The 13,258-nt window shown below is 71.3% G+C and carries 11 protein-coding genes; 4 read left to right on the forward strand and 7 right to left on the reverse strand.

Going from position 1 to position 13,258, the window contains the following annotated elements; translation table 11 throughout:
• Positions 1-34 precede the first annotated feature (34 nt).
• Positions 35-718, reverse strand: a complete 684-nt coding sequence (locus VR894_RS12910; protein ID WP_324652135.1) for a response regulator transcription factor — start codon at positions 716-718, stop codon at positions 35-37.
• Entirely contained in the window at positions 702-1,769 is a 1,068-nt protein-coding gene (locus tag VR894_RS12915; protein WP_324652137.1) for a sensor histidine kinase, read from the reverse strand. Before VR894_RS12915 ends, VR894_RS12910 begins: the two co-directional genes overlap by 17 nt.
• A gap of 275 nt (positions 1,770-2,044) precedes the next feature.
• Between VR894_RS12915 and VR894_RS12920 the strand changes: the two genes are divergently transcribed.
• The 3 genes from VR894_RS12920 (at position 2,045) to VR894_RS12930 (ending at position 4,931) form a co-directional block, all read left to right on the forward strand.
• Positions 2,045-2,758 carry a hypothetical protein gene (locus tag VR894_RS12920; RefSeq protein ID WP_324652139.1) on the forward strand — a complete coding sequence of 238 codons (714 nt, stop codon included), beginning with the start codon at positions 2,045-2,047 and terminating at the stop codon, positions 2,756-2,758.
• 85 nt (positions 2,759-2,843) lie between these two features.
• Positions 2,844-3,725 (forward strand): manganese catalase family protein, encoded by an 882-nt coding sequence (locus VR894_RS12925; protein ID WP_324652140.1) that lies wholly within the window; start codon positions 2,844-2,846, stop codon positions 3,723-3,725.
• A gap of 24 nt (positions 3,726-3,749) precedes the next feature.
• Positions 3,750-4,931, forward strand: coding sequence for an NAD(P)/FAD-dependent oxidoreductase (locus VR894_RS12930; RefSeq protein WP_324652142.1), 1,182 nt, complete (start codon positions 3,750-3,752; stop codon positions 4,929-4,931).
• A gap of 63 nt (positions 4,932-4,994) precedes the next feature.
• Here VR894_RS12930 and VR894_RS12935 read toward each other — a convergent pair whose 3' ends face one another.
• The 4 genes from VR894_RS12935 to VR894_RS12950 form a co-directional block, all read right to left on the reverse strand.
• Positions 4,995-6,137 carry an ABC transporter permease gene (locus VR894_RS12935; RefSeq protein ID WP_324652144.1) on the reverse strand — a complete coding sequence of 381 codons (1,143 nt, stop codon included), beginning with the start codon at positions 6,135-6,137 and terminating at the stop codon, positions 4,995-4,997.
• Positions 6,134-7,054, reverse strand: a complete 921-nt coding sequence (locus VR894_RS12940) for an ABC transporter ATP-binding protein (protein ID WP_324652146.1) — start codon at positions 7,052-7,054, stop codon at positions 6,134-6,136. Before VR894_RS12940 ends, VR894_RS12935 begins: the two co-directional genes overlap by 4 nt.
• Before the next feature lie 134 nt (positions 7,055-7,188).
• Positions 7,189-7,878, reverse strand: a complete 690-nt coding sequence (locus VR894_RS12945; RefSeq protein ID WP_324652148.1) for a response regulator transcription factor — start codon at positions 7,876-7,878, stop codon at positions 7,189-7,191.
• Complete coding sequence (locus VR894_RS12950; protein WP_324652150.1) at positions 7,878-9,293, reverse strand: sensor histidine kinase; 1,416 nt, start codon at positions 9,291-9,293, stop codon at positions 7,878-7,880. The genes VR894_RS12945 and VR894_RS12950 overlap by 1 nt, the downstream gene beginning before the upstream one ends.
• 101 nt (positions 9,294-9,394) lie before the next feature.
• On the opposite strand from VR894_RS12950, the gene VR894_RS12955 reads away from it, so the two are divergent.
• Entirely contained in the window at positions 9,395-10,123 is a 729-nt protein-coding gene (locus VR894_RS12955; protein ID WP_324652152.1) for a DUF72 domain-containing protein, read from the forward strand.
• Between the two features lie 101 nt (positions 10,124-10,224).
• On the opposite strand, the gene VR894_RS12960 is transcribed toward VR894_RS12955, so the two are convergent.
• Positions 10,225-13,074 carry an immunoglobulin-like domain-containing protein gene (locus VR894_RS12960; protein ID WP_324652153.1) on the reverse strand — a complete coding sequence of 950 codons (2,850 nt, stop codon included), beginning with the start codon at positions 13,072-13,074 and terminating at the stop codon, positions 10,225-10,227.
• Positions 13,075-13,258: the final 184 nt, after the last annotated feature.

Below are 13,258 nucleotides of genomic sequence, written 5' to 3' on the forward strand. Positions count from 1 at the left end.
CCTGCAACGGTAGGAAATCGCTCGTCCTCGCGGGTCAGCGCACCAGGCGGCGCTCGTACGCCTGCACGACGATCTCCAGCCGTGAGCCCACACCCATCTTGCGCATGATCGCCGAGACGTGGGTCTTGACCGTCGTCTCGGCGACGAAGAGCTCCTCGGCGATCTGCCCGTTCGAGCGACCGCGGCACAGCAGCTCGAGAACCTCCTGCTCCCGAGCGGAGAGGCCGACATCGGTCACCTCGGAGCTGCTGGGTGTACGGAGGAGGTAGTTGTCGATGAGGCGGTCGGTCGGGCCGGGAGAGACGACCCTGTTGCCGCTGTGCGCGCGTCGGATGGCCTGGACGAGGTCCTGCGGGCTGGTGTTCTTCAGGAGGAACCCTGCCGCACCGGCGTCCAGCGCGTCGAGGAGGAACTCGTCCTCGTCAAAGGTCGTGAGCAGCACGATGCGAAGGTTGGGGAACTCCTTGCGGAGCTGGACGGTGGCCTCGATGCCCGTCATCACCGGCATCTGGATGTCCATGATGACGAGGTCCGGGTCGTGCTTGCGGACGAGGTCCCGCACCAGGCTGCCGTCCTCCGCCGTGCCGACGACGTCGATGTCCTCGGCCGTCGCCACGTAGCTCTGGAGTGTGGCGAGCACCATGGGGTCGTCGTCGACGAGCAGCACCCTGATGGTGTTCTCAGCCGCGCTCTGTGTTGCGTCAGTGCTGTGCTGCACGCTCTACCTGTCCTTCACTCGCGGAACCGATCGTCGGGATGGAGGCCTGGATGATCCATCGTCCACCATGATGACGTACCGCGAGCTGACCGCCGACCGCCTCGACCCGCTCCCGGACGCCGATGAGCCCGACACCGGAGCTGAGCGCGGCGTCGTCACCCGTCTCGTCGGTCGACTCGTTGATGAACAGGGCTCGTGTCTCGGTGTCGGTGCGCTCGACCATGACGGTGCAGGGCTGGCCGGGCCGGGCGTACTTGGCCATGTTCGCCGTGCACTCCTGGATCACGCGGACCAGCGCGGTGCGCACCGAGAAGGGCATCGGCAGGTCGATCTGGTCCTCCATGTGGACCCGCAGCTCGTGCCCCGTACGAGCCAGGGAGGCGCGGGCGTCCTCCAGGGCGCGCTGGACCGTGGGGGTGGCCGCGGCTATCGCCGCGGGCATGCCGTCTGCGGCCCGGGTGACGTCATCGATGTCCTCGGTTCGCAGGATCTTGAGGACTCCTCGCATGCTCACCACGGATTGGCGTCCTGTTGCGATCGCATGGTCAATCTCCTCCACGACCTTCGGATCGCTGATGCCGGTAAGCTTCGCTCGCTCCAGCGCCATGATCATCGCGGTGATGTCGTGGATGGAGGTGTCGTGGAGCTCCCGGGCCAGGTCTCGCCTCTGGCGGGTCAGCTGGGCGGCGGAGGCATCGCGGATGCGATCGACCGAGCTGAGCATGAACCGCACCGCCTCGCCGACGATGCAGGGGATGAGGAACACCACAAGCCAGGTTGCGAGATCGGCGAGGGGCATCTCGGTCTGCTCCATCGCGGTGAGCGCGATGACAATGATGAACGCATAGATGTATCCGAGCTGCCGGGGACGCGTTGCCACCAGCACGCCGGCCGTGATCAAGGGGACGAGGATCATCAGCGACATTGGATCGATGCCGATCCAGAACTCGGTGATGACAAGAGGGAGCGAGATTGCTCCGGTGATCACCGGCCAGCGACCAACGCCGAACAGCACCAACGCGGCAGTGATCCTCAGGAAGGTCTCCGGCACCGAGAGATCCTGGAGCGTCGTGAGGTACGCCTCCCAGACGACGAGCGCGGTGGCGATGAGATAGAGGGCAACACGGGCACGCTGGACCCACCGCGTGTTGCTCCCCGGCTCCCGCGAGAGGCGGGCGGCGGTCCGGGCGGTCCGGGCGCGCAGCCGACCTAGTGGTTCCATCACACGAATGGTTCCACAGGGAAGGCCTCACGGGGGTATGTCGTCGGCCGCAAATCGTCGTCCCTGAGCGTGCGGGCGCCCCGCGCCCCGACGATGCTGGGCCGATGGGAGACCGATCAGTGCTGCGTTGGGGACTGTCGGCGGCGGGGGAGCGGGCCTCGTCGGTGCTCGGGTGGCTGGCCGGCGGTGTCCTCGGGGCCGCGGGAGTGCTGCGCCGGGGCAAGCCGCTGCACCCGAAGGGAGTGGTCTACGAGGCGACGCTGACCACCTGGGGTCGCGGTCGGCAGTGGGGAGTGCCGCTGCTCGAGCGGGGCGCGGAGCTGCCGTGCCGCGTGCGGGTGTCCCGGGCCATGGGACTGCCAGCGCCGCTTCCGGACATCCACGGTGTGGCCGTCCGGCTGGACGGCGAGCCGGTCGACCTGTTGTTCGCCACGACCGGGACCGGCCTGCTGACCCGCTACGTCCTCCTGCTCCGCCGCTCCGACCGGGCCGCGATGACGACCCTCATGCCGCTGCGGACGCGTTCCGGCCCCCTCCAGGTGCGCCTGAGCCCCCAGCCGGCCGGGGCCGGCCGACGGTCCTGGGTGGTGAGCGCCGGCGCACCCGGACGGCGCCGGTGGGTCCCGTTCGGGCGGCTCGACACAGCCGCCACGCCGGTGCGCCCGGACCCGGATCCGCCGGTGCGCTTCGACCCCGTGCGGAACGTCCCGGAGGGGACGGGCCAGTACCGGTGGATCGCGCTCCTTCGCGATCCCGCGTACGTCCTCGCGCGCCGCTGGTCACCCCCGTCGAGGTGGCGCAGTCGCCCAGGTGCGTGACGCCGGACGCGGCGTGATACTCGGACCTCCGAGTGGCCTGGCTCACACGCCGGCAGGCAGGCCCCGATCCGCTCACGGAGGCGAGATGTTCTTCCACAAGCAGGAGCTGCAGTTCACGTCGACGCCGGACAAGCCGGACGCCATCTACGCCCGCAAGCTCCAGGAGGTGCTCGGCGGCCAGTACGGCGAGATCACCGTCGCGATGCAGTACGCGTTCCAGGGCTGGAACATGCACCTGCCCGGCAAGTACCGCGACCTCGTCTTCGGGATCGGCGCCGAGGAGTTCGGCCACGTCGAGATGCTCGCGACGATGATCGCCCAGCTCCTGGAGGACGCCCCCCTCGGGATCACCAAGGACGCGATCCAGGACGACCCCACTGTCGCGGCGGTCGTCGGTGGCATGGACGTCCAGCACGCCATCGTCGCCGGTGCGGGCGCACGTCCGGTCGACTCGAACGGCAACCCGTGGCAGGGCTCGTACATCACGTCGAGCGGCAACCTCCTCGCGGACTTCACGGCCAACGCGAACGCGGAGATGCAGGGCAGGATCCAGGTGGCCCGGCTCTACCACATGACCGACGACTCGGGCGTCCGGGACATGCTCGCCTTCCTCCTCGCCCGCGACACGATGCACCAGAACCAGTGGCTCCGCGCGATCGAGGAACTCAAGGCCGACGGGCTCGAGAAGCTGCCGACCCCGAGCAACTTCCCGCAGAAGAAGGAGCACACCGAGGTGTCCTACCAGTACCTCAACTTCTCCGACGGGAAGCAGGCGAAGGAGGGCTCGTGGGCGTCCGGTCCCTCCATCGACGGCAAGGGGGAGCACACCTACCACGACGGCCCGACGACCTCCGCCCCCATGCCGCCCCCCACCCGGCCCGACGTGCGGCTCTACGGCACGACCGACCTGCCGAACCGCGTGGAGAAGATCGCCGGAACGGTCCAGGACAAGCTCCACCGCGAGTAGCGCGCCGCGCCCCAAGGAGATGCCATGACCGCACGTCACGACGTCGTCGTCGTCGGCGGGGGAAACGCCGCCATCTCGCTGGCCGCCCGGTTGCGCCGTCTCGGCGCCCGCGACGTCTGTGTCATCGCTCCCGACCAGGACCACCTCTACCGCCCGCTCCTCAACTTCGTCGCGGGCGGACAGGCGCGGTTCGACCGCCTGACGAAGCCGATGCGGAGCGTCGTCCCCGCGGGGTGCACCTGGGTGCCGGGCCTGGCCGTGGACGTCGACACCGACGCCCGCGTGGTGACCGTGGACACCGGCGAGCGGGTCGAGTACGTCGACGTCGTCCTGGCCACCGGGCTGGAGCCCGACCTCGCCGCGACGCCGGGCCTCGCGGAGGCGATCGACCTCGGCTGGTCGAGGACCGCCTACCTGCGGGACACGGTCGAGTCGACCTGGGACGCGATCCGCGAGACGGACCACGGCCGGGTGGTCTTCAACGTGCCACCCGAGCCGGCTCCGGCGGGCGGGACCGCGCTCAAACCGCTGTTCCTCGCCTGTGACTACTGGCGGTCCCGCGGCACGCTGGACCGCGTCGACGTCCACCTCGTCACCCCGTACGGCTCCGTCCTCGACCTGCCGTTCGTGGACCGGCACCTGGAGCCGCAGCTCGAGCGGTTCGGCGTCACGGTCCACCACGGGGCGACCGTCGCGGCCCTGGACCCGCACGTCGGTTCGGTGACGCTCACGACCGACGACGGTCCACGGGTCCTCGACGACGTCGCGTGGGCGTCCGTCGTCCCGCGGTACCGCGCACCGGACTGGGTGACCGGGTTCGCCGGCCCCGACACGGGCGGCCTCGTCGACGTCGACCCCGAGACGCTCGCGCACCGCACCGTGCCACGGCTGTGGAGCCTGGGCGACGTCGCAGCCGTCCGCACCCGCCCCTCCGGCGGGGCGCTGCGTCGCCAGGTCGAGATCCTGGCGGAGAACATCCGCCGCAGCCGCACGAGGCGGCCGCTGCGGCGTTACGACGGCTACACGGTCATCCCGATCACGGTCGACCGCAAGCGGCTGCTGCTGGCCGAGTTCGACCGCGACGGCACCCCGGAGCCCAGCATCCGCCGGGTCGACCTCACCGTGCCTCGCCGCGCCCTGTGGTTCTTCGACCGCTACGTCGAGCCCGTCGTCTACTTCCGCGCCCTGCTCAAGGGCCGGGTGTGACCCACCCGCCGGGACGCCGCGCGACCGGTGACCGGCCCGGGTGACCGGTCACCGGCACCGCGCTCAGTCCCGTGCCAGCGCCTGCCTCAACGGCACCCGGGACCCCGTGCGCAGCAGCGCACGGCTGTAGATCCGGGCCGCCAGGGCGACGACGACGATCGCGGCCGCGGCGAGCAGCCCCAGCGAGAGCAGCGGCTCCCACCACTGCGCCTCACCCATGAACATCCGCACCGGCATCGCCACCGGGGCGCTGAACGGCACGTAGGACGCGATGGTCATGGCTAGGCGGCTGTCGCCGAGGAAGATGACGACGAAGTAGGGCAGCATCACGAGCATCATCGTCGGCATCATGACGCTTCCCGTGTCCTCCTGACGGGAGACGAGCGAGGCGCCGGCCGCGAAGAGGGCCGCGACGAGGACGAAGCCGAACAGGAAGAACACGACGAACCAGACGATCGGGGCGGTGAGCAGATCGAGCAGGTCGCCCTGACCGGTGAGGAGCAGACCGAGCACCGCAACCGCTGCGATCGCCGCGGTCTGGCCCACCGCCAGCACGCTGTTGCCGAGCACCTTGCCGGCGAGCAGGGCCCGTGCCGGCACGGCCGAGAGCAGGATCTCCACGATCCGCGACTGCTTCTCCTGGACGGTGTTCTGCACGATCATCGCGCCCGAGCCCATCGCGAACATCATGAAGACCAGGCCGAAGCCGAAGGAGACGAGGTAGCGCAGGTCGTCGGAGGTCGAGGTGTCGAGCAGGTCCACTGGTGGTGAGACCGACAGCGCGGCCACGACGTCGGAGGGCGCGTCGGACAGCGCGATGACGCGCAGCCCCACGGGGCTCCCGGCGTCCGGGACGACGGCCGCCTCCACGTCGCCCGAGCGCACGAGCTCCTCGGCGGCGGTGACGTCGGGGGCGGTGACCGGTTCGAGGGCCTTGGCACCCGACACCTCCTGGACCGCGCCGCCGACCACGGCGACCCGCGTGCCGGAGTCCTCGCGGTCCGCGAGCACGGCGGAGACGACGATGCCGGCGAGCACGATGACCAGCGTGACGACGAGGGAGATGATGAACGACTTGGTGCGCACCTGGGTGACGATCTCGCGCTCCGCCACCATGAGCGACGCCTGGGTGAGCGGGACCTCGCCGGCAGGGGCAGCGGGGTCCTGCACGCCGGGGGAGCCGGACGCGGTCGGGGTGGTGGTCATGCTGCGACCTCCTCGGTCTGGTGGGGTGCGACGTCGTCGGTGACGACGTCCTTGAAGATCTCGCTGAGCGACGCGACGACGGGCCCGAACCGCAGCACCGGGCCACGCTGCACCGCGAGCGACAGGACCTGCTGCGCGACCTCGTCGGCGGCTTCGAACAGGGCGTTGCCGCGGTCGAACTCCACCACCCGCACACCGGGCACGTCCCGGACCCAGCCCACGTCGACGGCGCTGGCCAGCTCGTGGCGGCGCACCCCCCACTGCTTGCGCAGCTGCTCGCGGGTGCCGGTCGCGCGGATCTGCCCGCCCGCGATGATGACGAGCTCGTCGCACAGCCGCTCGACGAGGTCGAGCTGGTGGGAGGAGAACAAGACGGGGACGCCCCGGTCGGCGTACTCGGCGAGCACCCCCAGGACCACCTCGACCGCGAGCGGGTCCAGGCCGGAGAAGGGCTCGTCGAGGATGAGCACCTCCGGGTCGTGCACCAGTGCGGCGGCGATCTGCACTCGCTGCTGGTTGCCCAGGGACAGCGACTCGAGCGCGTCGTCGGCGCGCTCCTCGAGGCCGAGGCGCTCGAGCAGCGCCCGGGCGCGGCGGTTCGCTGCACCCCGGTCGAAGCCGTGCAGCCGGGCGAGGTAGGCGAGCTGTTCCGCTGCCCGCATCTTCGGGTAGAGACCGCGCTCCTCGGGCATGTAGCCGAAGCGGCGCCGCCGCCGGGCCTCGAGCGGGCGCCCGTCGAGGGTGACGGCGCCGGTGTTCGCGCCGAGCACCCCGAGGATGATGCGCATGGTCGTGGTCTTGCCGGCGCCGTTGCCGCCGACGAACCCGGTGAGGTTGCCGGGTGCCACCGAGAACGAGACCCGGTCCAGCACCTGACGTTCCCCGAACGACTTGCTCACTCCGTCGAGCCGAAGCATGGGCGCCGCCTCCTTCTCGCGTCGCGGGCCGCTGCTCGGCCCGTCCTGACGACGACGCTAGGCGGGTGGGTGGCCCCGTACCTCCGGCCCCGGACCGATTCCCGGCCTCCGTCCGGAGGGGGAGGGCGGCTGCGTCAGGGCTGGACCAGGCCGTGCCGGTAGGCGAAGGCGACCACCTGCACACGGTCGCGCAGGTGGAGCTTCATGAGCACGTTGGACACGTGGGTCTTGACGGTGGCGCGCCCGATGACGAGGTCGGCGGCGATCTCGTCGTTGGACAGCCCGGCCGCGACGAGGCGCAGGACCTCGAGCTCGCGGTCGGTGAGGTGCTCCGCCTGCGGGGGGAGGGAGCGCGGTGGCTGACCGGCGTGGCCGTCGCGCTCGGCGGCCACGGCACGCCGGATCACCGAGCGGGTGACCTCCGGGGAGAGCAGGGCGTCCCCGGCGGCGACGGAGCGGATCGCGTCGGCGAGCTGCTCGGGGCGGGCGGTCTTGAGCAGGAAGCCGCTGGCACCGGCCCGGAGCGCCTCGATGAGGTAGTCCTCGCGTCCGAAGGTGGTGAGGACCAGGATGCGCGGGGGTCGTGCCATCTCGGCGGTGATGCGGCGGGTGGCCTCGAGCCCGTCGATGCCCGGCATCTGCACGTCCATGCACACGACGTCCACGGCGGTCCGGCCGAGCGTGCGGATCGCCTCGTCCCCGCTCGAGGCCTGGGCCGCCACGTGGATGCCCGCCTGCGCGTCGAGGATCGTGGCGATGCCCTCCCGGAGCAGCGGCTGGTCGTCGACCAGCATCACCCGGATCTCCGGGTCCTGGTCGCTCATCACTCGGCCCCCGAGGTGTGGTGCTCGTCGGGTACCGCCGGTGCGACGGCGCCACGGTCGCGCGGGACCCGGGCGCGGACGAGGAAGCCGCCCTCGCGCAGCGGTCCGGTGTGCAGCGTCCCGCCGTCGGCGGTGACCCGCTCACGCATGCCGACGATGCCCAGGCCCCCGTGTTCGGCGCGACGGCCCAGGCGCCGGTGCCTGCCCGCGCCGTCGTCGGCGACCTCGAGCTCGACGGCGTCGGCGAGGTAACGCAGGCGCACGTCGGCCCGTGCCCCGGTCCCCGCGTGCTTGCGCACGTTCGTCAGCGCCTCCTGGGCGATCCGGTAGAGGTTGAGCGACGCGAGCGGGCGCAGCGGGACGGGCTCCCCGAGCACCTGGTAGGCCACCTCGAGGCCGGCCTCCCGCGCGCCGGCGACGAGGTCGGGGAGCCGGTCCACGCCGAGCGAGCCGACGGGCTCGTGCTGCTCGGCGGGGGCCGACCGGAGCGTGCCGAGGAGCCCGTGCAGCTCGTCGATCGCCTCCCGGGCGGAGTCCTCGACCCGTTCCAGCGCCGTTGCCGCCCGCGCGGGGTCGGTGCGCAGCAGCGTCCGGCCGGCGGCGGCCTGGACACCGATGAGGGAGACGTGGTGGGCGACGGCGTCGTGCAGCTCACGGGCGAGCCGCATCCGTTCGATGGTCACGGCCTGCGCCTCGACGAGGGTCCGCTCGGCCTGCAGCTCGCGGGCGCGCTCGTCCACCAGGGCGCGGTCGCGGGCAGCGTTCCAGGCGTGGTTCCCGAACCACACCGCGCCGGCGAAGTAGAGCACGTTGACGAGCAGCTGGACGAGCATGGCGGCGGCGAGCGGCGTCAGCGTGCCGGGGCCGATGGCCACGACCTCGCCGTCCGGCGGGTCGAGGGCCACCCGGAAGAAGGTGATGAGCAGCCAGGCGAACATCACCGTGACGACGACGGCGCGCACGACCGCGGCGCGGCGGCGGTCCGGCTCCCAGGCGCCCACCGAGTACAGCGCCAGGAACAGTGCGATGTTCGTGACCACGGTCTCGGGGACGGTGGCCTCCCCGGCGACGACGAACGCACCGGCCACCAGGAGGAGCGCGAGGGACGGGTGCCGACGCCGCAGCGCGAGCGGCAGGGTGACGGCGGCGAGCGCCACCACCGAGACGACCGGTGAGGCGGGCTCCGGGAACATCTGGGCTGCCCGGCTGAGCGCCATCACCAGCACCGAGTCGAGGAACAGGAGCGCTGCGACGAGGGTGTCCGCCCGGAGCTGGTCCGTGCTGGGGGCAGGACGGTGCCAGCCGGCGGAGCTCGGGGAGACGGTGCTGCCACCCGAGTGTGGCGACGCATCGGTGCCGCTCCTGGGCCGGGTGGTGGAGGACGGGCGCGCCCCCAGAGTCGCCTGGTCGCTCATGGCGGTCACCGTATCCCCCGCCCGTGACCGTCGGATCCGTCCCGGGACGGAGGCGGACGCGCTGTGCGCACGCCTCGTAGAATCGTGGCCGTGAGCGGCGAGTGACTATCCACATCGGCACGTCGGGCTGGAGCTACGACCACTGGACTGGGCCCCTGTACCCGGAGGGGACGCATCCTCGGGACCGTCTCGCGCGGTACGTCGAGGCCTTCGGCACCGTGGAGCTCAACGCCAGCTTCTACCGGTGGCCGCGGGACGCCTCGTTCGCGAGCTGGCGCAGGCGTATGCCCGAGGGGTTCGTGCTGTCGGTCAAGGCGCCGCGGGGCCTGACGCACGCCAAGCGGCTCTACGCGCCCGAACGGTGGGCCGAGCGCATCGCCGGTGCGTGGCACGAGCTGGGGGAGACCCGCGGCATCCTGCTCGTCCAGCCGGGGCCGGGGCAGGAGCGCGACGACGCGCGGCTCGACTACTTCCTCTCCTGCCTGCCGTGGTGGGTCCGCGTCGCGGTCGAGCTGCGCCACCCGAGCTGGCACGACGACGACGTCTACCGCCTCCTCGAGCGGCGCGCCGCGGCCTACTGCGTGATGAGCGGGGCGGGCCTGCCGTGCGTGCTGCGCGCCACGGCACCGTTCGTGTACGTGCGCCTGCACGGGCCCGACCACCACCACCTCTACGGCGGGTCCTACGGCGAGGACGACCTGCGCTGGTGGGCCGACCGCGTCCGTGAGTGGGAGTCGTCGGGCCGAGAGGTGTTCACGTACTTCAACAACGACGGCGACGGCAACGCGGTCCGCAACGCCGCACGCCTGCGCGAGCTCCTGGGTCGCTGAGGACCCGTCCGGCCACTCCCGGCGCCACGGACGCGCATGCGCGAGCCACCACCGGTGGACGGTGGTGGCTCGCGCTGCGGATCCGTGTCGCGTGGGCGTCCTCAGCGTTCGACGACGGCCAGCTCGCGACGGTCGCGCACGGCCAGGACGAGTCCGCCGAGCGCCAGGAGCGCCGCGCCAAGTGCGGCCGCGGCGAGGTTCGCGCCGGTGCTCGGCAGCTCGCCCGATCCGTTCCCGGGGCCGCCGGGCCCCGGGGTCGACGGGGTCTCGGTCGGGGTCTCGGTCGGCTCCTCGGTCGGCGGCTCCGTCGGGGTCTCCGTCGGTTGCGGGACGACGGTGATCACCGTGCTGGCCTCGGACGCCTCGAGGATGTCGTAGCCCAGGAACTCGGCCGTGACGGTCTGGTCCCCACCGGGGAGACCGGTCGGCAGGGCGACCGACGCCACACCCTCGTCGAGGTGGACGGTCTGGGACCAGTCGCCCGCGGTGAAGAGCACCTCACCACCGGTCTCGAAGGTGTCCTCCGCGTCAACGGTGGCCGTTGCGACGAGCCCGTCCTCGTCGACGGCCAGCTCGGTGGTGGTGGTGACGTCGCTGTTGGGGATGCCGCGGATGTCGTTCCACTCGCGCAGCGTGATCGGGATGACGGTCCCGTGGCGGGGACGTGGGACGCCGGCGTTCGTCATCGTGATCTCCCGGGCGTCCCAGGTCTCGGCCTCGATGTCGTCGCTGCACGCGGCCTGGTACCCGCCGCCGTTCGTGTACCGGTCACCCCAGAGGTAGAACTGCCCGGGGCAGGCGGTGTCACCGGGATTCGCCTCGAACAGGATCGGTCCCTCGTAGCCCTGGTCCGGGTCCCAGGTGGTGCGACCGAGGGCCGGGGCGAGGAGCACCCAGTTGTCCAGGTTGCTGTCGAGGAAGTCGGTGTGCTTCTCGGAGAAGAGGTCTGACCCGGCGTTGCCCGCCTCGTCCTTCGTCACTCGGTAGTAGTAGTCCCCGACCCGGAGGGCGGTCGTGTCGATCGACGACCGCGGGAACGGGTTCTGCCACACCTGCGGCTCGGAGAACGTCTGGAAGTCGCGCGTGACGTTGTACCACATCTGCGCGTTGCCCTGGCCAGTGCGGTTGACGGGGTCGTCCCACAGCGACTGGGCCCAGAACACCGCGTAGGCGCCGATCTCCTCGACCCACAGCGACTCCGGGGCGAAGGCGTTGCCCGCGTCGTCCGGCGCCACCTTGACGTGACGCTGCGGCGTCCAGTTGACCAGGTCGTTGGACTCGAACACCTCGATGTGCTGGGTGTCGTTGATCTGGTAGCCGCCCTGGTCGTACCAGTTGAGGTCGGTGGCGATCATGTAGAAGGTGTCACCGTCGGGGGAGCGGACGATGTGCGGGTCCCGCAGGCCCTGGTCCCCGAGCTGCGAGATGAGGGAGGGGCGGCCTCCGGTCAGTCCCGTCCAGTCCAGCGCGGTGTTCCCGTTGGACGTGGCGAACATGATCTGCTCGCCGTCGGCGATGTTCTCGCCCTTGAAGTAGCCGAGGAAGTAGCGCTCGTACTCCTCCTCGCGGGGCAGCGGCTCGACGGTGACGTCGAACGACGTGGTCTGTGAGGAGCCACCCTTGGTGACCGTGGCCGTCAGCGTCGCCGCCACCGCCGAGTGGCCGTAGGGCGGACGGGTGACCTCGCCGGTGGGGGTGATGAGTTCCGAGGTGGACTCCCACGTGATCGTGGAGCCGAACTCTCCCTCGGCGGGCAGGGTGATGTGTCCACGGACGCTGTCGGTGGCGTAGAGCGTCAGGTCGTAGGTGTCGCGGTCCACGGCCTCGGCGTCGTCGAACTCGGCCTTCACGACGACGTCGATGGCGCGGGTCTCGACGGCGTCAGGTCCCTTGCTCACCGTGGCCGTCAACGTCGCGGTGGCGTCGGGCTCGCCGGCCGCCGGGCGCGTCACCCGGCCCGTGACCGCGACCTTCGGGGCGGTGGCCTGCGGGGTGTCGACCTCGACGACGGAGGGGTCCGAGCTCGTCCAGGTGATCTGTGAGCCGGCCACCGAGCCCACGTCGGGCAGCACGATGTCCCGGACGATGGCGCTCGTCAGACCGAGGTCGATGGCCGCCGCGTCCGCCTGGGCGCCGGCGGCGTTGGTCTCCTCGGCCAGCTCGGTCACCTCGTCGGGACTCACAGCACGGTCGTAGACGCGGAAGTCGTTGAGCGTGCCGCGGAAGGAGTAGTCCCCGGAGTGCTGGGACCGGGCGAGGAAGTTGCAGCTCGTCCCCTCAGCCGCGTCGAGGGAGGGCGGCGTGGTGAGGTCGGTGGCCTGGATCTGCTGCACGCCGTCGATGTAGACGGTCCCCGTCCACGTGACGCCGTCCTCGTTCAGCGACTGGGTGTACGTGACGTGCTTCCAGGCGCCCTCGAGGAGATGGACGCCGTCCTGCTGGACGTTCGTCTCGCCCACGGTGACGCGGAAGCGGGCTCCGGGGCGGCTCGAGGTGTTCGAGGCGACGATGGAGCCCAGCAGGCCCTCGTCGGCGTCGCACGATCCCGACTTGCTCCCGAAGCTCCACATCTGGTGGTGGCCGACGCTCGCCGGGTCGACCCAGACGTCGTAGTCGACCGTCAGCTCGGACATGCCGGCCGTGAGGTCGTCGGGCAGCGCGACGTACGCTCCGTCCAGGGCGCTCTCGTACGCCTCCGGGTTGAACCGCACACCGTCGCCCGTGAGGGCGGCCTTGTCCGGGTTCATGAGCGTGGCGTCGGCGGCCGCGCCGGCGCTGCCGGAGTTGGCCAGGGTGGTTCCGCTGGTCTCGTCGAGCCTGAAGTGGTGCACCAGGCCGTCGGTCACCTCGGCCCGCGCCGCGGTGGCGGTGAACGCGCCGGCACCGAGCGTGAGGAGCGTGACGGTGGCGACGACGCGGGAACGCCGTCGTTGGGTAGTCGCTCGGGCCATGGCGATCGCGCACTCCTTCGTGGGTGTCAGAACCTGTGGCGCCAGGGCACCTCAGCGGCTCTGCCTCGCGCCGCCTCGTTGCCGCGTCCGACGAGCGTCACCGTCACCAGCACGTATGAACCCCCGTTTTCGCGCCTGGTCCCGAAGTGTGAAGGCTCACATTTTGAGTGTCAAGGGTCCGACG

The sequence above is a fragment of the Georgenia sp. H159 genome (genome assembly GCF_035607575.1).
In the GTDB taxonomy this organism is placed as follows: domain Bacteria; phylum Actinomycetota; class Actinomycetes; order Actinomycetales; family Actinomycetaceae; genus Oceanitalea.